Here is an 18,870-nt window from a genome sequence, read left to right on the forward strand (position 1 = left end):
CGGCTGGCCGCCCAGCATGACGGATGGAGATTCGACCTCCACCCGCGTGTTGAACAGGTTCATCGCCGGTGAGCCGATGAAGGAGGCTACGAAGGTGCTGGCGGGGCGGTGATAGATATCGAGCGGATGACCGACCTGCTCCACATTGCCCTTGTTCATCACCACCAGCCGGTCGGCCAGCGTCATGGCTTCCACCTGATCATGGGTGACGAAGACGGAGGTGGCCGACAGGCGCTGGTGCAGTTTGCGGATTTCGGCGCGCATCGTCACACGCAGCTTTGCATCGAGGTTGGACAGCGGTTCATCGAACAGGAATACCTGCGGTTCGCGGATGATTGCGCGGGCCATGGCCACGCGCTGGCGCTGGCCACCGGAAAGGGCGGCAGGCTTGCGTTCGAGATAGTCGGAAAGGCCAACGATCTTGGCCGTTTCCTCGATGCGGCGCAGGCGCTCAGCCTTGGGAACGCCTGCGACCTTCAGCGCATAACCGATATTGCCTGATACCGTCATATGCGGATAAAGCGCGTAGTTCTGGAACACCATGGCGCAACCGCGCTCGCGCGGCTCCAGCGTGTTGACGACGCGCCCGCCAATGGCGATTTCACCTGACGTGATATCCTCCAGCCCGGCGATCATTCGCAGAAGTGTGGACTTGCCGCAGCCCGAGGGGCCGAGGATGACGACGAATTCGCCGGTTTCGAAAGTGAGATCCACGCCGTGCAGGGTCGGGGTCTTGCCATAGGATTTGCGGACCTGCCGAATATCGATCTGAGCCATGATATTAAGAACCTTGTTGTTGAGAGCCACGCGTCGCGTCGTCACTTGTCGGATGACACGAGACCGCGCACGAACCAGCGTTGCAGGAACGCCACGACGAGAAGCGGCGGCATGATGATGATGAGGGAACCGGCAAGCGTGACGTTCCAGTCCGGCGTGCCGTCCTCCGAAGGCAAAAGGGCACGCAACGACATCATCACCGTCTTGTAGGAGGGGTCGGTGACCATCAGCAGCGGCCACAGATACTGGTTCCACGAGGAGACGAAGAGAATGGTGGTTAGGGCCAGCATGTTGGTGCGCGAGAGCGGCAGCAGCACGTCGAAAAAGAAACGCACGGGGCCGGAGCCATCCATGCGCGCCGCCTCCGCAAGTTCATCAGGCAGGGTCATGAAAAACTGCCGGTAGAGAAAGGTGCCGGTGGCCGTGGCGACAAGCGGCAGCGACAGGCCCGCATAGGAATTCAGCAGGTTCCATTCGACGTTGACTTCGACACCGCTCACCAGCGCTATAAGGTAACGGAACGGCTGGAACACATCCGCTGCCACGGCATAGGTCGGAACGGCGCGAATTTCGAGCGGCAGCATCAGCGTGATGAAGACGGACCAGAAAAACAGGTGTTTCAGCGGCGAGCGGAAAAACACGATGGCGAAGGCGGTCAGAGCGGAAAGGGCTACCTTGCCCGCTGTGACGAGCGAGGCCATCACCAGGCTGTTGAACATGGCGTTGCCCAGATTGGCGCGGTTCCAGGCGGTGCTGAGATTTTTGAAAAGCTCGCCCTGCGGCATGAAGCTGAAGGGCGTGTGATTCACCTGCTGCACCGTCTGGCTGGCGCCTGCCAATACCACGATGAAGGGGCCGATAAGAAGCAGAAGTCCCGCGACCATGACCACGTAGGTAAAGGCGTCGGCATAGGGCGTGCGCTGTATCATCTCTCAGGCCTCACTTGTAATGGACGCGCCGCTCGATGAAGCGGAACTGGATGAAGGTGAAGACCATGATGAGGCCGATGAGGACGATGGTTTGTGCCGAGGCGCCGGAATAGTTCAGCCCTTCGAAGGCCTCGGTGACGATGCGGTAAACCATCACATCGGTGGCGCGGTTGGGGCCGCCCGCCGTCAGCGAATGCACGATGCCGAACGTGTCCTGGCCGACGAAACCCTCGGTCATCATCGTCACCATCAGGAAGAACAGCGTAGGTGCGAGCAACGGCACCTGAATGTCTATAGCGCGGCGGATCGGGCCGGAGCCATCCATCGCCGCAGCTTCCGTCAGCGAACGGGGTACGGATTGCAGGCCGGCAAACAGGAAGATGAAGGTGTAGCCCGCCCATTTCCAGATAAAGATGGCGATGACGAGCGTCAGTGCATGTTCGCCGTATTTCGCCGGGTTCCAGATATCTGGCCAGGCGGCGTTGAGTGAAGCGGCCAACCCGCGTTCCGGCGACAGGATGAAGCGGAAGGCCATGCCTGCGGCGGGACCTGCGATGGCGAAGGGCAGGATATACAGAACCCGGAAAAATCCGGAGCCGGGAAGCTGGCGGTCGACGGAGAGCGCCAGGGTGAGGCCGATGAGGATGGCGACGAAGGGGCCGACGGTCGCGAAGATCAGGCTGACGGTAACGGAATGCCAGTAGAATGGATCAGAGAAGACTTCCTGGAAATTGGCAAAACCAACGAATTCTGCCGCGCCGCCGAAGGGCGGCTGGAGGGTGAAGGCCCAGTTGATCACCGCCGCCACGGGCCAGTAGAAGAACAGGAGGATCAGTGCCAGCTGCGGCAATGCGAACAGCAGCGGCAACCATGTGCTTTTGAAAACGGCGCGCTTTTCCATGAAATATCCGAAACAGAAAATGGCATTAAGGGTTTGCCCGCGCGGAGACGGGCAAACCCAGGCGAAAAGGACCGCTTAGTTCAGCTTGGCGCCGGCATAGGTCTTTTCGAAGCGGCGCAGGCCGGCATTCGAGCGCTCGACAGCCTTGTCGAGTTCGGTCTGAATATCGGCGTTCTGCATGAAGATGGCTTCGAGCGAGGTCGAGACTTCCTTGCGGATCTGCGTGAAGCCGCCGAGGCGGATGCCGCGGGTATATTCGGAAGGCGGCGTAAACGTGAGGCTTTCGATTGCCTTTTCACGGCCCTTGTAGGGCGCCTTGTCGTAGAAGCCGTTGGCCTTCATGGCGTCGAAGCCGGTCTTGGTGACCGGGATGTAGCCGGTAACAGTTGACCACCACTCAACCATATCAGGCTGCGCGATGAAGTTCAGGAATGCGGCCGCACCCTTGTATTCAGCTTCCGGACGACCAGCCATGACCCAAAGCGAAGCGCCGCCAACCAGCGAGTTGTGGCGCTCGGTGCCCTTCCAGATCGGCAGCATGGCGACGTCCCACTTCACGCCCTCAGGCATGGTCTTGCCGACGGTGCCATGGCCGGCAATCGAGGACATGAACATCTGGCAGGTCTGCGAGGTGAAAGCGGGCAGGATGTCCATGCCGAGCTGCTTGGTCTTGACGACGAACAGCTTCTCGTCCTGCATCTTCTTGAAGAATTTGACCTGATCAACGAACTTCGTCTTGTTGATCGTCAGTTCGGCGTCGAGGCCCTGATAACCGTTGCCCTTGGTGGCGATTGGCTGGTTGTGGATGGCAGAGAACTGTTCCATCAGCATCCAGGTGTCGAAATTAAAGGCCAGCGGGCATTCGAAACCGGCCGTCTTGAGCTTCCGGGCGGCTTCTTCAACCTGTTCCCATGTGTCGGGCTTGAAGGTGATGCCGGCTTTTTCGAAAGCGGTGACATTGTAATAGAAGACCGCAGTGGAGGAGTTGTAGGGGAAGGAGTTCAGCTCGCCGTCAGCCGTTGCATAATAATTGGCAATGCCGGGGAAATAGTTGTTCCAGTCGATTTTGTAGCCGTTGTCGGCCATCAGCTTCTTGGCGGGAACGAAAGCCTTGGACAACATCATGTCCAGCGTGCCGGCATCGTAGATCTGGGTAATGGCGGGCTGCTTCTTGGCGCGGTAGGCGGCAATGGTGTTCTGCAGCGTGGCGTCGTAGTCGTTCTGCGACGTGCAGACGATTTCGAATTCAGCCTGGGAGTCGTTGAACTTCTTGCAGGTTTCCTGAACGCGGTCGCCGAGATCGCCGGAAAGGCCGTGCCAGAATTCGAATTTGGTCTTTTCTGCGTGGGCAGCCGTGGCGCCGAAGGCGGCGGCAATGGCAACGCCTGCCACGAAAGAGGTCAGAGCGGAAGATTTCATAAGTTGAGCCCCGTTGATGGAGTAATGGCATGACCGGCGAGGACGTCACGTCCCCAACACGAAGCCACGGGCTCTGCTAGCAGCCGTCTTTGACGGATCGCTTACACTTTGTTGAACGTTTTGTGATGAGTGAAGATACAGGTACGCATAGGCGTCCAGGGAAAATCAGATAAACGGGTTTTATCTGATTTTCCGTTGCTTTTCAGTTCTTTACTTAAAATGTCTTTCTTCGCTACTTGTCGCTGAATGACTTGTTAGCATCAACCTCGACGTGCCGCTTCGATGGTGGCGACGTCGATTTTCTTCATATCCATCATTGCCGCGAAGGCACGTTTGGCCTCGGCGCCGCCGGCAGACATTGCTTCCATCAACACCCGCGGGGTGATCTGCCAGGAGATTCCCCATCGGTCCTTGCACCAGCCGCAGGCACTTTCTTCTCCGCCGTTGCCGACGATGGCATTCCAGTATCGGTCCGTCTCTTCCTGATCCTCCGTCGAAATCTGGAACGAGAAAGCCTCGGTGTGCTTGAATGTCGGCCCACCGTTGAGGCCGATACAAGAGACGCCTGCCACCGTGAATTCCACCATCAGCACGTCCCCCTCCTTGCCGGAGGGGTAATCGCCCGGCGCCCGATAGACGGAATTGACGGTACTGTCGGGAAAGGTCTCGGCATAAAATCTGGCTGCGGCCTCGGCATCCCTATCGTACCAGATGCAGATCATGTTCTTCTTCACGGCGTGTTCCTCCCAAAAGAAAGCCCCATTCGGTAAACAATGTCGCCATGCGCCGATCGTTCCGAAAGGAGGCGGGAAGGTGCAATTTTGCAAAGGAATAAAGGTTGTGCGTCATGACGGTGCCGGCGCGATGATCAAACGCGACGCGCATGGATATTTAAATCCAGCGCCTCACCCTTCGGTGATAGGCATCATATGCCGGGCCCAGCCGCGCCCGTTCTGAAGAATAAATATGAAACAATGTCTCTTTGTAACGTGAAGCGCGTGCTTGACCTAATATGCAGATTATTGCGGCAGGAAGACGCGTATTGCCCAAATTTCGCCCGTACCATCAACTCGCGTGATCAACGTCAAGATTATCCTTAAATATTATTTAATAATGTAATCATATTGTTGGTGAACGATTTTCAGTAGAAACTGTCCAGCTGCCATCGGAGGATCGCGCGTGAGTTTTCTTGATCGTGGTGCCAATGCTTTCGCGGTTCTTGCCGCGCTCTCCAAATCTCAAGCCATCATCGAATTTGATATGGCCGGAAAGATTCTCGCCGCCAACGAGAATTTCTGTCGTGCGCTCGGTTACGAGCTGGCGGAAATAGTCGGCAGACATCACAGCATGTTCGTTGAACCTGAAGTCGTGTCATCGCAGGACTACAAGGCCTTCTGGTCAAAGCTTTCGGCCGGCCAGTTCGATCAGCGGCAGTACAAGCGCATTGGCAAGGGTGGCAGGGAAGTCTGGATCGAGGCCTCCTATAATCCGGTGTACCGTCGCGGCAAGCCGGTGAAAGTGGTCAAGATCGCCACGGATATTACCGAGCGCAAGCTGAAGGCGGCGGAAGATGCGGGCAAGATCGACGCCCTGTCGCGGGCGCAGGCCATCATCGAGTTCTCTCCGAACGGCGAGGTCCTGACGGCCAACGAGAATTTTCTGGCGGCGCTCGGCTATTCGCTCGCCGAGGTGCAGGGAAGGCATCATTCGATGTTCTGCGAACCCGCCTACACACAGTCCCCGCAATATGCGCAATTCTGGAAAAGGCTTGCTGGCGGCGATCTGGTGGCGGATGAATTCATGCGGCTTGGCAAGGGCGGTCGTAAGGTTTTCATTCAGGCCTCCTATAATCCGATCTTCGATTTGTCCGGCAAGGTGTTCAAGGTTGTCAAATTTGCCACCGACGTGACCGGACGTGTTGAAAATGTCGAAAAGCTCGCGCAGTCCCTGACCAATCTGGCTGACGGTGATCTTTCGCAGAGCATCGATAAACCCTTTATCCCCTCGCTTGAAAGATTGCGGTCCGACTTCAACGCTGCCTCGAAAAAGCTCAAGAAGGCCATGACGCTGGTCTCTGAAAATGCCGGCGCCATTTCTTCGGGGTCGAATGAAATAAGATCCGCGGCCGACGATCTCGCCAGACGTACGGAACAGCAGGCCGCCTCTATCGAGGAGACGGCTGCGGCCCTCGAGGAGATCACCACCACCGTCAATGATTCAAGCCGCCGGGCGGAAGAGGCTGGAAAAATCGTCGGCCGTGCCCGCGACCACGCCGAACATTCAGGTCAGGTTGTGCGCGATGCGATCAGTGCCATGGACCAGATCGAAAAATCGTCGCGTGAGATTTCGAATATTATCGGCGTTATCGACGAGATTGCCTTTCAGACCAATCTGCTTGCGCTGAATGCAGGCGTGGAAGCTGCCCGCGCAGGCGAAGCAGGCAAGGGTTTTGCCGTGGTTGCGCAGGAAGTTCGCGAACTTGCGCAACGCTCGGCGACGGCCGCAAAGGAAATCAAGAGCCTGATCAACGCGTCTGGCACGCAGGTTGAAAACGGCGTTGGCCTTGTTACCAAAGCGGGCTCTGCCTTGCAGGAAATCGCGGAACAGGTGCGCGACATCAACACCAATGTCGTAGCGATCGTCGATGCCGCGCGCGAACAGTCGACCGCGCTCGCCGAGATAAATCAGGCAGTCAACACCGTTGACCAGGGAACGCAGCAGAATGCCGCGATGGTTGAGGAGCAGACGGCTGCCAGCCACAGCCTTGCACGGGAAGCGGCAGCGTTGTTTGAGCTTCTAGGGCAATTCCGGTTCGATGACGCATCGCACTCGACATCGTCGTCGCGGAGCGGCTTCGAGCAGCAGGCTACCTTTGCCACTCCGCGTCGCCCGGCATCCCGCCCGCTTGCGGTGCGCGGTTCCGCTGCAGTTGCCGTCGAACATGAGGATTGGCAGGACTTTTAAGCACACAAGATGGCCTTGCCGACGCGGAAATGCGACTTTTATTCTGGACGCATGGAAGCCTCGGCAAGGCCCAAACCGAAGCTTCCATTGAAGAAGAGCCGTAGGTCTGGGCATATCTTGCAGAATGCCTGATAATCGGCGTATCGGGCGTGGGATTTGCGGGGAGTTTTGCTTGGCGGGGATATCGACACGCTGCGTGGGTCTTGCTCTGTGGTTGCTGGCGCTTGCCAGTGGCACGAGCGGGGCCGAGGAGAAGGCCGATGGCAAAGTCTCCTGCACCTACACCCATGATGTCGCGCCGGAATTGTGCATCCGTGTCGAAAGCTACAATAACGACCTGTGTCACGCCATCGAGGTTCTGGCCGGGCGCCACGCCGTTCCGCCGGATTATTTCGCCCGGCTCATCTGGCGGGAAAGCCTGTTCCGGGCCAATGCGGTCAGCCCGAAGGGCGCGGAAGGCATAGCGCAGTTCATGCCTGGAACCGCAAAGCTGCGCGGTCTCAAAGACAGCTTCAACATAATCGCCGCACTCGAGGCCTCTTCCCGGTATCTGTCCGAGCTGAATACGCAGTTTGGCAATTTCGGTCTCGCCGCCGCAGCTTATAATGCGGGCGAGGCGGGATTGCGGAATTTTATCGCGACCGGTCGGCTGCCGACGGAAACCCGGGATTATGTGTTTGCGATAACGGGATATCCGGTTGAGAAATGGAAGGACAATCCGCCGGAAAAGGCGGCCCCGGCATTGGATGAGACCCGCTCCTTCATCGATGCCTGTCTGCGTCTGGCCGATACGCGAACGATGAACGATCCTGTCCTCATCTCGTCGGCCGACTGGGCGCCCTGGGGCGTGCAGCTTGCCGCGCATTATAATCCGGCGGTGGCGAACCGGCTTTTTACCCGCGCCATTGGCCAACTATCCGGGTCGCTTAATGCCGAGCGGGCTTTGATCGTGCGGCAGCGAGGCGGCAATTTCGGTTCGCGCCCGCGTTATGCCGCCCGCATCGGCCGCGATACACGCGCCCAAGCCAACGAGCTTTGCGGCGAAATCCGCCAGGCCGGCATTCCCTGCACCGTGTTCCGCAACAGATGAGAACAGCTGTATGACCCTGTCGATCATAACAAGTTGATCAGCATCTGGGTCGCACCTCCTTTCAGAGCAAAATTATCGAGCCTAGATTGCAACGCTGACGACGGAACGTGTCGGCTGATGGTATTCTGTGAGGGAAGAAAACTGAAAATGAGATGGCTTGAAACGGGGTGTCTGGTCGGCGTGCTGGCCGCCATTTCTGGGTGCGCCACGACCGGGCAGACGGACGCATCGCGAACGGTGGCGAGCCTCGTGGGCCAACCCCTGGATGCGGCTATCGCCAGACTTGGCCGTCCTAACAAGGTGGTCATCGAAAAGGGCGCGACGGAATCCTATTGGCTGAAGGTGGATGTTGAGACCTATGCCGGCCTCTCCAACAAGCGGGAAATCCGCACCTTGAACGGGCAGGTGCGGATATCGGAAACGGAAGGCATGAAGATCAAGGAGCATCGCCGCGACTGCATCATCAAGATCACCGCGGATCCCGCTTCCACCATCAAGACCAGCGAAATCATCGGCAATCCGGCCAATTGCGAGAACATTATCAATCGCCCAAACACCTGAGACGGTCGCATTCGCGACTGTTGCATCGCTTCGAACGACCGAACCACCGTAAGAGGTGGATTGTGGGCGATCTCCTAATATGCGACCATCCGTGCCGGAGGATGCGTGCATGGTATCGACGCTGTCGCATATACGGGAGATCGAACGTGTCGGCATGGGCGCGGTCAGCCCGCGTGATACGCCGGTCATCCAGTCCTGGCTGCGCTGCCTCAATGACTACAAGCTCGACCCAACGATTGCGCAGGAAGCCTATATCGTGCCCGAGCTGAAGCTTCGGGAGCATCGCGAGCAGGCCGAGGAGCTCATCCGTATCGGCCGCTCCGGTCTCGAAGCCCTGTTCAACCAGATTGCCGAGCAGAATTACGTCCTGCTGCTGTCGGATGCGCGCGGCGTTACCGTCGATTTCATGGGCGACCCGACCTTCGACAACCAGTTGCGGAGGGCGGGGCTTTACCTTGGCTCGGAATGGTCGGAAAACCGGGCCGGCACCTGCGCTGTTGGCGCCTGCCTCGTTTCCGGCGAGCCGGTGATCATCCATCAGGATGACCATTTCGATACCAGCCATATCGGGCTGACCTGCACTGCGGCGCCCGTCTTCGATACGCTCGGCGATCTCACCGCCGTGCTCGACATTTCCCAGTTGCGCTCGCCGACGGCCAAGGCCAGCCAGCAACTGGCGCTGCATCTCGTTGCCTCCACCGCGCGGCGCATCGAGCTTGCCAATCTCATGACCCGCACCCGCAATGACTGGGTGTTGCGTCTTGCCCGTTCACCTGAGTTTCTTGACGTCGATCCCGATGCGGCGATCGCCCTTGATGGCAGCGGACGTATCACCGGCATGACCCATGGTGGCTTCGGGGCGCTGGCGCGCTCCATGAACATGCACGGCCTTGCCACCCGCGATTTTCTCGGCCAGCCGATTTCCTCGGTCTTCGATATCGATGTGGACGACCTGCCGCGCTTCATGCGCGGGCGGCCGAATGGCGAGCGGCTTTTGCGCGCCCGCAACGGTCTGGTGCTTTTTGCCAGCGCGATCGCGCCCGCCGTCAGCATTCGCGCTCCTGTCACGCCAGAGCCACGCTTGCCGCGAGCGCTGAGGGACATGAGCAACGGCGATCCGGCGATGGAAAAGGTGCAGGCGCGGGCAGCAAAGCTTGCCGCCCGCGATATTCCCATCCTCATTCAGGGTGAGACGGGCAGCGGCAAGGAATATCTGGCACGGGCGATCCATGACAGCTGCAACAGCGACGGTAATTTCGTCGCCGTCAATTGTGCGGCAATCCCGGAGCATCTGATCGAATCCGAATTGTTCGGCTATACGCCAGGTGCCTTCACCGGCGCCAGCCAGAAAGGCAAGCGCGGTCTCATCGAGGAGGCAAGTGGCGGCACTTTGTTCCTGGATGAGATTGGCGACATGCCGCTTTCTCTTCAAAGCCGCCTGCTGCGCGTGCTTTCGGAAAACGAGGTGCAGCCGGTTGGCGCATTGAAAGCCAAGCCGGTGCGTCTGAGAGTACTGTCCGCATCGCACCGCGATCTTGTCGAACTGGTGAAGGAAGGCCGTTTCCGGCAGGACCTCTATTATCGCCTGAACGCCGCAACGGTGACGCTGCCGGCGCTGCGGGAGCGCGAGGATCTCGGCTGGCTGATCGATCAGTTTCTCCGCCGCATCGAGAAGGAAAACGGCGAGACCTACAGGATCGATAAGGCGGCACGGGCAATTCTGCTTGACCATGACTGGCCGGGCAATCTGCGCGAACTCTTCAATGCATTGCGGGTTGCAGCCGCGCTTTCCGATGGCGGCAAGATCGATCCGGGTTGCCTGCCTGAACACCTTTTTGCCGAAGTCGCCACCGATGATGCATTGCGCGATGACGACGATCTGCGCCGGGCGCTGAAGGACTGCGGCAACAACGTCTCGGCGCTGGCGCGAAGCCTCGGCGTCAACCGCTCCACCATTCACCGCCGTCTCAAACGCCTGAATTGACTGCGTCCGAACCGGTGCGTCCATTGCAACACCTGTTGCACGGAACCTGTTGCATTCTGCCGGCGAGCCTCAGAGCTGAATTTGTAACCAATTGAAAATACGTCAAGATATGGCGCAAGCCATTCTGGCATGCCGCTTGCTGATCTTTCTGTGCAAGAACTACAGGAGGAAATGCAATGAAAGCACTGCGCTTTCACGCCGCCAAGGACCTACGCATCGAGGATGTGGATATGCCGCCCGAGCCCGGTTCGGGTGAGGTGCTCGTCGAAAACAAGTTCTGCGGCATCTGCGGCACGGACCTGCACGAATATGCCTATGGCCCGATCTTCGTGCCGAAGGAGCCGCATCCTTTCACCGGCGCGCACGGGCCGCAAATTCTCGGTCATGAATTCGGCGGTGTCGTAAAGGCCGTAGGCGAGGGCGTTAGCCATGTAAAGCCCGGCGACCGGGTATCGATCCAGCCGCTCATCATGCCGCGCCATGGCGACTATTATGCTGATCGCGGTCTTTATCACCTGAGCACAAATCTCGCTCTCGCCGGTCTGTCCTGGCATTCCGGCGGCATGGCGCAGGCCGCTCTTCTCAACGACTATAACGTCCAGCCGATACCCGATGCGCTCTCCGATCAGGAAGCGGCCCTCATCGAGCCGACGGCAGTCGCGGTTTATGCCTGCGACCGTGGCGGTGTCACGGCCGGCAGCAGCGTGCTTGTGACCGGTGCCGGGCCGATCGGCATTCTCGTCGCCATGGCGGCCAGGGCGGCCGGTGCCTCGCAGATATTTCTTTCCGATCTCAACGACACGCGTCTGGCGCTGGCGCGGGCGGCGCTTGGCGAGGTGCGCACGATCAATCCCAAGACGGAAAAAGTGGGCGATGTCATCCGCGCCGAGACCGAAGGCAATGTTGGCTGCGATGTCGCCATCGAATGCGTCGGCAATGAATATGCGCTGAAGAACTGCGCCGATGCCGTGCGCAAGCAGGGCGTTGTGGTGCAGACCGGCCTCCACCCCGGCGAAAACCCGCTGAACTGGTTCGACGTGACCTTCAAGGACATCGATATCCGCGGCTCCTGGGCCTATCCGACTCACTACTGGCCGCGTGTTGCCCGGCTGATCGCCAGCGGCCAGATCCCGGCGAGCCGGATCGTTACCAAAAACGTCTCACTCAGCGAGGCGGTCACGGAAGGGTTCGACCAGCTGCTCGACCCGGCCGGCAAGCATCTGAAGATCCTGATCGACCTGTCGCGATAGGCCGATTTGAAGTGCGGGGCGGTTGAGGAGCCGTCCCGTTTCCACATTGAGCAGGAGGAGGAATACATGCTCGACAAGACCCCCACCACCCGCCTTCAGGCGCTTCTCGATACGTTCGGGGCAGCACTCGAAGCTGGCCGCATCGATGATGCCGTTAATCTGTTTGCCGAGGATTGCTACTGGCGCGACCTCGTTGCCTTTACCTGGAACATCAAGACCGTTGAAGGTCGCGATCAGGTGCGCGACATGCTGCAGGCGCAGCTTTCGACGGCCAGACCCACAAACTGGCGCATCGCTACCGGCGAGGAGGCAACGGAGGCGGATGGTGTGCTTGAAAGCTGGATCACCTTCGAGACGGCGACAGGGCGCGGCTACGGCCTCGTGCGCTTCAGGAACGGGCAGATATGGACGCTGCTGACGGCGCTTTCCGAACTGAAGGGCCATGAGGAAAAATCGGGCTTCACCCGCCCGCTCGGCGCAAGGCACGGCCAGAACCTTGGTGCCAAAACCTGGATGGAGGAGCGCGAGGAGGAAGCGCGCACGCTCGGTTATGACAAGCAGCCCTATACCGTCATCATCGGCGGTGGGCAGGGCGGCATCGCGCTCGGTGCCCGGTTGCGCCAGCTCGGCGTGCCGACGATCATACTCGAAAAGAACGAGCGGCCGGGTGATAGCTGGCGCAAGCGCTACAAGTCGCTCTGCCTGCATGACCCGGTCTGGTACGACCATCTGCCTTACATCGATTTTCCGAAGAACTGGCCGGTCTTTGCTCCCAAGGACAAAATCGGTGACTGGCTCGAATTCTACACGAAGGTGATGGAACTGAACTACTGGACCCGCTCCACTGCCCAATCCGCCAAGTGGGACGAGGCGGCGAAGGAATGGTCGATCGTCGTCGATCGCGATGGCGAGGAAGTCGTGCTCCGGCCAAAGCAACTGGTCTTTGCCACCGGCATGTCCGGCAAGGCTAATATTCCGGATTTCAAGGGGCGCGAGCGCTTCAACGGCGATCAGCACCATTCCTCGCAGCATCCGGGGCCGGATGGGTACAAGGGCAAGAAGGTCGCCGTGATCGGTTCCAACAATTCGGCCCATGATATCTGCGCCGCACTCCACGAAGCGGGTGTCGATGTGACCATGATCCAGCGCTCGACGACCCATATCGTCAAATCCGATACGCTGATGGATATAGGGCTCGGTGCGCTCTATTCCGAACAGGCGTTGGCGAATGGGGTGACGACGGCGAAGGCCGATCTCATCTTCGCGTCGCTGCCCTACCGGATCATGCATGAGTTCCAGATCCCGCTTTACGACAAGATGAGGGAGCGCGACGCTGATTTTTACGCCGCACTGGAAAAAGCCGGGTTCCAGCTAGACTGGGGTGCGGATGGCTCGGGCCTCTTCATGAAGTACCTGCGGCGCGGCTCCGGTTATTATATTGATATCGGCGCCTCGCAGCTGATCATCGACGGCAAGGTGAAGCTTGCCGCCGGTCAGGTGGACGAGATCACCGAAAATTCGATCAAGCTCGCTGACGGCAAGGAGATCCCTGCTGACGTCATTGTCTATGCGACGGGATATGGTTCGATGAATGGCTGGGTCGCCGATCTCATCGATCAGGAAACGGCCGACAGGGTCGGCAAGGTCTGGGGTCTCGGTTCGGATACGCCGAAAGACCCGGGGCCGTGGGAAGGCGAGCAGCGCAACATGTGGAAGCCGACGCAGCAGGAGGCGCTGTGGTTCCACGGCGGCAACCTGCACCAGTCGCGGCATTATTCGCAATATCTCGCCTTGCAGTTGAAGGCGCGCATGGAGGGGCTTCCTACACCTGTCTATGCATTGCAACCGGTTCACCACACACGCTGACCACGGGTATTTCGATCGATAAAGGTAATGCAGAAAGGGGGCGGAACATTCCGCCCCTTTTCTGAATCCAATGCGGGCAATGCCAAACGGACGCCGCCCGGTTTCTGTGGATCACGGCAACCGCTGTTGTTAGTGTGAGCCTCTGCGCATATGTTGGAAAACTCAATATCGATTTCCGGCCAAAGCGGACAGAAGAACAATGACCTCCCAGTTGGATTTTTTTGCTTCCGCGACGGTGCGGCTTCCTCAGGCTGAGCGCGGGCGAAAAGCGGGTGGTCGTGAAACGATGCAGAAATCGGTTCCTGATGATGAGGCCTTGGTCGAATATCTCGAATCCACAGGCAATTACCGCGTCCTGCGCAAGTTGCAGCCGCGAGCGATCTGCGAGCAGCCGCGACCGGGGTTTCCACGTCAGGGCGTGATCCTCGACACCGAGACCACGGGCCTCAACCATCGAACCGATGAGATCATCGAAATCGGCGTCATTACCTTCACATTCGACGATCAGGGCACGATCGGGGATGTCACCGGGGTCTATGGCGGTCTGCGACAGCCGAGCACTTCCATTCCGGAAGAAATCACGCGCCTGACGGGTATCACCGATGAAATGGTTGCCGGACAGACGATAGACATCGACCGGCTGACCTCCCTTGTTGAAGGTGCTGATCTGATCATTGCCCACAATGCCGGCTTCGATCGTCCGTTTTGTGAGGCCTTCTCGCCGATCTTCCGCAATAAGGCCTGGGCCTGCTCCGTTTCTGAGATTGACTGGAGTGGTTGGGGTTTTGAGGGCAGCAAGCTCGCCTACCTCATCGGGCAATCCGGCTATTTCCATGACGGCCACCGAGCAGTCGACGATTGTTTCGCTCTGCTGGAGGTGCTGGAACAGGTACGCGCCGGCCAAAGCGGGACGCCCTTCATGGAACTCCATGAAGCCAGCCAGCACTCCCGGGTTCGCATTTACGCGGAGAACAGCCCGTTCGACATGAAGGATCATCTGAAAAAGCGGGGCTATCGCTGGTCTGATGGTTCCGATGGCCGGCCGAAATCCTGGTGGGTGGAACTGGCGGAGGAAAAGCTCGAAGAAGAGCTGCATTTCCTCCGAACCGAAATTTACCGCTGGGACGCCGATCCCACGGTCAAGTATCTGACGGCATTCGACCGGTTCAAAGCCGGCTAGAAAGAAACCGCGACGGCCGTACCGTCAAGTTTGCACAGCTCTGCGTTTTTTTTGGTGTTTGTCGATTTTCTTGCTCAAAATTTGAGCGAGTAGGCGCGAGCTTTTTCGCGGCATTTTGATTTTAAAACAATATCTGTTCTGGCACGGGCTTTGCTTTCAGTCTTGTATGCAAGATTTACATACCAAGCAGGACCGTCAGATAAACATCGAAGAAGCCATCGTTTCCGGCATTCTTTCGGCGCGCATCCGGCCGGGCACGCGGCTCAGCGAAAATCAGCTGGCTGGACTCTTCTCCGTTTCACGTACGCGGGTACGGGAGGCGATGATGCGGCTGGAAACACGTGGCATCGTCCATGTCAGCGCGCGGCGAGGGTGGTTCGTCGTCGAGCCCTCCGCCGAGGAGGCGATGACCATCTATGAGGCGCGGCGGATTATCGAATCCGGATTGCTTCGCAGCATGCGGATGCTGTCGGAGGAGGGGCGCAAGGTCCTCGTCGCGCATCTTGAGGAAGAGAAAGTCGCGATAGCCGCAGGTGACCGCCAGCGCCTTACCTGCCTCATGGGCGATTTTCATATCCGCATCGCCGAGCTTTGCGGCAATGCCGTGCTCATCGAGCTGCTACGCGATCTGACCGCCCGGACAATTCTGATCTCCATGCTCTACCAGTCGGAGTTTCATGCCCTCCAGTCCCATGAGGGGCATTGCCGTATCTTCGACGCGATGGCTGCGGGCGATTTCGTGAGGGCGGCGGAGCTTTCCATCGAGCATCTGGACGAAGTGGAAACCGGCCTCGACCTCACACGACGCCCCGATCCTCTCGCCGGCCTTCGCCGGTCGCTCGCCCTACCGGAAATGAATGGCGGCGATCCGGATAAAATTCACATGCAACACAATCAACACAAGGAGAATGACATATGATCTTCAGACGGACCCTCATCGCTGCCGCCGCCATGGCTGCCGCCTTTGGTCTTTCCGCGCCCGCCAAGGCGGATGCCCTTGCCGACATCACCGCACGCGGCACGCTGCGTGTGGCCGTACCGCAGGATTTCCCGCCCTTCGGCAGCGTTGCTGCTGATATGACCCCGCAGGGCTATGACATCGACATGGCCAAGATGATCGCCGACAAGCTGGGCGTGAAGGTGGAACTCGTCCCGGTCACCAGTGCCAACCGTGTTCCCTATCTCCAGACCAATAAGGTCGATCTCGTTATCTCCAGCCTCGGCAAGAATCCAGATCGTGAAAAAGTTATTGATTTCTCTGATGCTTACGCGCCTTTCTTCAACGGCGTTTTCGGCCCGGCCGATGTCGCGATCTCCAAGGCCGAAGACCTCAAGGGCAAGACCATCGCCGTCACGCGCGGTGCCGTCGAGGACCTGGAACTGACGAAGGTCGCGCCTTCGGACGCCACCATCAAGCGTTACGAGGACAATAACGGCACCATCTCGGCCTTCCTTTCGGGCCAGGTGGAAGTTGTCGCGACCGGCAACGTGGTTGCAGCCGCCATCCTCGCCAAGAACCCCCCGAAGCGTCCGGAATTGAAGTTCCTCATCAAGAACTCTCCCTGCTACATCGGCCTCAACAAGAACGAGCCGGCCTTACTGGAAAAGGTTAACGCCACCGTAGCTGCGGCCAAGGCCGACGGCTCGCTGAATGCGATCGCCACTAAGTGGCTTGGCCAGGATCTGCCGAAAGACCTTTGATCATCGTTTGCCATGGTCATCCCGGATCCGCCGGGATGACGCCTTTCTCCACCGGCGCAAGGGGACTGTTTCTTGAGCTATCAATTTGATTTCCTGTGGCTTGGCGAATATTGGCCACAAATTGCCAAAGGCATCGCCATTACCAGCCAACTCACGCTGGTCGGCGGCGTGGTCGGCGTTTCACTTGGCATCGCCTGCGCCTGGGCCCGGGCGCTCGGACCTTCATGGTTGAAGCCCATCGTCGGCACCTATGTGGAGCTCATCCGCAATACGCCTTTTCTGATCCAGTTGTTTTTCATCTTCTTTGGCCTGCCATCGCTTGGTTTCAAGCTTACAGAGCTGACCGCGGCCAATCTGGCGATGATCGTCAATCTGGGCGCCTATAGTTGCGAGATCATCCGCGCCGGTATTCAGGCGACGCCGAAGGGCCAGTTCGAGGCGGGCGCGAGCCTTGCCATGACGCGCTTCGAAACGTTTCGCCATGTGGTGCTCACACCCTCGCTGCAACGCATCTGGCCGGCGCTTTCCTCGCAAGTGGTGATCGTCATGCTCGGCTCGGCCGTCGTTTCGCAGATTGCGGTGGAAGACCTGACCTTTGCGGCGAACTTCATCCAGTCGCGCACGTTCCGCGCCTTCGAAGCCTACATCCTGTCAACCGTCATCTACCTGCTGCTCGCCATCCTGTTGCGGCAGGGCATGCTGGCGCTCGGCAGCTTTCTTTTCCCGAGGAGGGCGCCACGATGACTGAATTCACCTTTTGGGACATTCTGCGCAACCTGCTGCTCTCCACCCGCTGGACGCTGTTGCTATCGCTCGTTTCCTTCATCGGCGGCGGTATGGTGGGCATCGTGCTTTTGTGGTTGCGCATCAGCCCGCGCCGGGCTTTGAACCGCGCTGCCCGCATCTATATCGAAGTCTTTCAGGGCACCCCGCTGCTGATGCAGCTTTTCATCGCTTTTTTCGGCCTCGGTCTCCTCGGGGTCGATGTTCCGGCCTGGCTTGCGGCTGGCGTGGCGCTTATCCTCTGGACCGCTGCCTTCCTTGCGGAAATCTGGCGCGGCTGCGTTGAGGCGATTGCGAAGGGCCAGTGGGAGGCGTCCGCCAGCCTTGCCATGGGCCGCCTGCAACAGATGCGCTACGTCATCCTGCCGCAGGCGCTGAAGATCGCCATTCCGCCAACGGTCGGTTTTTCCGTGCAGGTCGTCAAGGGCACAGCACTCACCTCCATCATCGGTTTCGTTGAACTGTCCAAGGCCGGCACGATCGTCACCAATGCCACCTTCCAGCCCTTCACCGTCTATGGCCTGGTTGCTCTCATCTATTTCGCCCTCTGCTGGCCGCTGTCGAAATCCAGCCAGTTCCTAGAAAGGAAGCTCAATGTCGCTCATCGAAATCACTGAAGTCCACAAGAGCTTTGGCGACAATGAGGTGCTGAAGGGCATAAATCTGGATGTCGAACCCGGCGAGGTGATCGCCATCATCGGCAAAAGCGGCTCTGGAAAATCGACGCTGCTTCGCTGCATCAACGGACTGGAGACGATCAGCGCCGGCTCGATCCAGGTGGCAGGTGCGCAGTTGCTGGACGATGAGCTGCATCTGAAGGCATTGCGGCTGAAGGTCGGCATGATCTTCCAGCAATTCAACCTCTTTCCGCATCTGACGGCCGGCGGCAATGTCATGCTTTCGCAGATGGTGGTGAAAAAGGTCACCAAGCCGGAGGCCGAGGTGACGGCGCGCAGGATGCTGGAGCGTGTCGGGCTGGCGCACAAGTTCGATGCCTATCCGGATGAACTGTCCGGCGGCCAGCAGCAGCGCGTGGCGATTGCCCGCGCCCTTGCCATGCAGCCTATCGCCCTTCTCTGTGACGAGATTACCTCGGCGCTCGACCCCGAACTCGTGTCTGAGGTGCTGGCCGTCGTGCGCGAACTGGCAAAGGAAGGCATGACGCTGCTGATGGTGACGCATGAAATGAAGTTTGCCCGCGACGTCTGCTCGCGCGTTGTCTTCATGCATCAGGGCCGCGTTCACGAAATCGGGCCGCCGGAAGATGTTTTTGCCAATCCCCAGACGCCGGAACTCAAGCAGTTCCTTGGCATGATTTAAGCACAGTACCGACGCACGCGACCGGAGCGGTGCGTGCGTCGGCAGTAGCCTTTGTGTTGTGTTTGCCGGGAAAATGTCCGCTATTCCAGTAGTGTCAGCCAGTTCGTTTCGATGGCACTCTTTTCCCGATTTTATGTTTCCCTGT

General features: G+C 58.9%; 17 protein-coding genes. 12 read left to right on the forward strand and 5 right to left on the reverse strand.

The window, feature by feature from the left end:
* The 5 genes from ugpC to T18_RS18180 form a co-directional block, all read right to left on the reverse strand.
* Window positions 1-777 (reverse strand): sn-glycerol-3-phosphate ABC transporter ATP-binding protein UgpC (gene ugpC / locus T18_RS18160; RefSeq protein WP_323455240.1); only part of this gene is annotated, 777 nt, incomplete at its 3' end.
* A 41-nt stretch (window positions 778-818) separates the two neighbouring features.
* Complete coding sequence (locus T18_RS18165; RefSeq protein ID WP_038493768.1) at window positions 819-1,706, reverse strand: ABC transporter permease subunit; 888 nt, start codon at window positions 1,704-1,706, stop codon at window positions 819-821.
* Window positions 1,707-1,716: 10 nt separating this feature from the next.
* The gene (locus T18_RS18170; protein WP_035199309.1) at window positions 1,717-2,607 is read right to left on the reverse strand and encodes a carbohydrate ABC transporter permease; all 891 of its coding nucleotides are present in this window, start codon (window positions 2,605-2,607) and stop codon (window positions 1,717-1,719) included.
* A gap of 75 nt (window positions 2,608-2,682) precedes the next feature.
* Window positions 2,683-4,026, reverse strand: coding sequence for an extracellular solute-binding protein (locus T18_RS18175; RefSeq protein WP_003517816.1), 1,344 nt, complete (start codon window positions 4,024-4,026; stop codon window positions 2,683-2,685).
* 260 nt (window positions 4,027-4,286) lie between these two features.
* Window positions 4,287-4,760, reverse strand: a complete 474-nt coding sequence (locus tag T18_RS18180; protein ID WP_025595986.1) for a VOC family protein — start codon at window positions 4,758-4,760, stop codon at window positions 4,287-4,289.
* A 445-nt stretch (window positions 4,761-5,205) separates the two neighbouring features.
* Between T18_RS18180 and T18_RS18190 the strand changes: the two genes are divergently transcribed.
* The 12 genes from T18_RS18190 to T18_RS18245 all read left to right on the forward strand — a co-directional run bounded on the left by T18_RS18190 (window position 5,206) and on the right by T18_RS18245 (window position 18,725).
* Complete coding sequence (locus T18_RS18190) at window positions 5,206-6,990, forward strand: methyl-accepting chemotaxis protein (protein ID WP_003517811.1); 1,785 nt, start codon at window positions 5,206-5,208, stop codon at window positions 6,988-6,990.
* 196 nt (window positions 6,991-7,186) lie between these two features.
* Entirely contained in the window at window positions 7,187-8,080 is an 894-nt protein-coding gene (locus T18_RS18195; protein ID WP_038493758.1) for a lytic transglycosylase domain-containing protein, read from the forward strand.
* Window positions 8,081-8,227: 147 nt separating this feature from the next.
* A complete protein-coding gene (locus T18_RS18200; protein WP_038493755.1) occupies window positions 8,228-8,641 on the forward strand; it encodes a hypothetical protein in 414 nt (137 codons plus the stop codon).
* 109 nt (window positions 8,642-8,750) lie between these two features.
* Window positions 8,751-10,625 carry a sigma-54-dependent Fis family transcriptional regulator gene (locus T18_RS18205; protein ID WP_038493752.1) on the forward strand — a complete coding sequence of 625 codons (1,875 nt, stop codon included), beginning with the start codon at window positions 8,751-8,753 and terminating at the stop codon, window positions 10,623-10,625.
* Between the two features lie 176 nt (window positions 10,626-10,801).
* Window positions 10,802-11,875, forward strand: a complete 1,074-nt coding sequence (locus tag T18_RS18210) for a 2,3-butanediol dehydrogenase (protein WP_038493749.1) — start codon at window positions 10,802-10,804, stop codon at window positions 11,873-11,875.
* A gap of 66 nt (window positions 11,876-11,941) precedes the next feature.
* Window positions 11,942-13,741, forward strand: coding sequence for an NAD(P)/FAD-dependent oxidoreductase (locus T18_RS18215; protein WP_038493746.1), 1,800 nt, complete (start codon window positions 11,942-11,944; stop codon window positions 13,739-13,741).
* 199 nt (window positions 13,742-13,940) lie between these two features.
* Window positions 13,941-14,921 carry a 3'-5' exonuclease gene (locus T18_RS18220; RefSeq protein WP_038493743.1) on the forward strand — a complete coding sequence of 327 codons (981 nt, stop codon included), beginning with the start codon at window positions 13,941-13,943 and terminating at the stop codon, window positions 14,919-14,921.
* Between the two features lie 166 nt (window positions 14,922-15,087).
* Window positions 15,088-15,840, forward strand: a complete 753-nt coding sequence (locus T18_RS18225; protein ID WP_003517798.1) for a GntR family transcriptional regulator — start codon at window positions 15,088-15,090, stop codon at window positions 15,838-15,840.
* Complete coding sequence (locus T18_RS18230; protein ID WP_003517795.1) at window positions 15,837-16,622, forward strand: transporter substrate-binding domain-containing protein; 786 nt, start codon at window positions 15,837-15,839, stop codon at window positions 16,620-16,622. The genes T18_RS18225 and T18_RS18230 overlap by 4 nt, the downstream gene beginning before the upstream one ends.
* 72 nt (window positions 16,623-16,694) lie before the next feature.
* Window positions 16,695-17,366, forward strand: coding sequence for an amino acid ABC transporter permease (locus T18_RS18235; protein ID WP_038493740.1), 672 nt, complete (start codon window positions 16,695-16,697; stop codon window positions 17,364-17,366).
* The gene (locus T18_RS18240) at window positions 17,363-18,022 is read left to right on the forward strand and encodes an amino acid ABC transporter permease (protein ID WP_019566432.1); all 660 of its coding nucleotides are present in this window, start codon (window positions 17,363-17,365) and stop codon (window positions 18,020-18,022) included. The genes T18_RS18235 and T18_RS18240 overlap by 4 nt, the downstream gene beginning before the upstream one ends.
* Window positions 18,000-18,725: an amino acid ABC transporter ATP-binding protein gene (locus tag T18_RS18245; protein ID WP_019566431.1), complete on the forward strand. Its 726-nt coding sequence runs from the start codon at window positions 18,000-18,002 to the stop codon at window positions 18,723-18,725. Before T18_RS18240 ends, T18_RS18245 begins: the two co-directional genes overlap by 23 nt.
* The last annotated feature ends 145 nt before the right edge of the window (window positions 18,726-18,870 follow it).

The organism is Rhizobium sp. TBD182, assembly GCF_001950375.1.
Lineage (GTDB): Bacteria > Pseudomonadota > Alphaproteobacteria > Rhizobiales > Rhizobiaceae > Agrobacterium > Agrobacterium tumefaciens.

Excerpts from the sequence above, each read along its gene's own strand:
- T18_RS18165 (WP_038493768.1), bottom strand. The coding sequence starts at position 1,706 with ATGATACAGCGCACGCCCTATGCCGACGCCTTTACCTACGTGGTCATG.
- T18_RS18170 (WP_035199309.1), bottom strand. The coding sequence starts at position 2,607 with ATGGAAAAGCGCGCCGTTTTCAAAAGCACATGGTTGCCGCTGCTGTTC.
- T18_RS18175 (WP_003517816.1), bottom strand. The coding sequence starts at position 4,026 with ATGAAATCTTCCGCTCTGACCTCTTTCGTGGCAGGCGTTGCCATTGCC.
- T18_RS18200 (WP_038493755.1), top strand. The coding sequence starts at position 8,228 with ATGAGATGGCTTGAAACGGGGTGTCTGGTCGGCGTGCTGGCCGCCATT.
- T18_RS18205 (WP_038493752.1), top strand. The coding sequence starts at position 8,751 with ATGGTATCGACGCTGTCGCATATACGGGAGATCGAACGTGTCGGCATG.
- T18_RS18210 (WP_038493749.1), top strand. The coding sequence starts at position 10,802 with ATGAAAGCACTGCGCTTTCACGCCGCCAAGGACCTACGCATCGAGGAT.
- T18_RS18215 (WP_038493746.1), top strand. The coding sequence starts at position 11,942 with ATGCTCGACAAGACCCCCACCACCCGCCTTCAGGCGCTTCTCGATACG.
- T18_RS18220 (WP_038493743.1), top strand. The coding sequence starts at position 13,941 with ATGACCTCCCAGTTGGATTTTTTTGCTTCCGCGACGGTGCGGCTTCCT.
- T18_RS18225 (WP_003517798.1), top strand. The coding sequence starts at position 15,088 with ATGCAAGATTTACATACCAAGCAGGACCGTCAGATAAACATCGAAGAA.
- T18_RS18230 (WP_003517795.1), top strand. The coding sequence starts at position 15,837 with ATGATCTTCAGACGGACCCTCATCGCTGCCGCCGCCATGGCTGCCGCC.
- T18_RS18240 (WP_019566432.1), top strand. The coding sequence starts at position 17,363 with ATGACTGAATTCACCTTTTGGGACATTCTGCGCAACCTGCTGCTCTCC.
- T18_RS18245 (WP_019566431.1), top strand. The coding sequence starts at position 18,000 with ATGTCGCTCATCGAAATCACTGAAGTCCACAAGAGCTTTGGCGACAAT.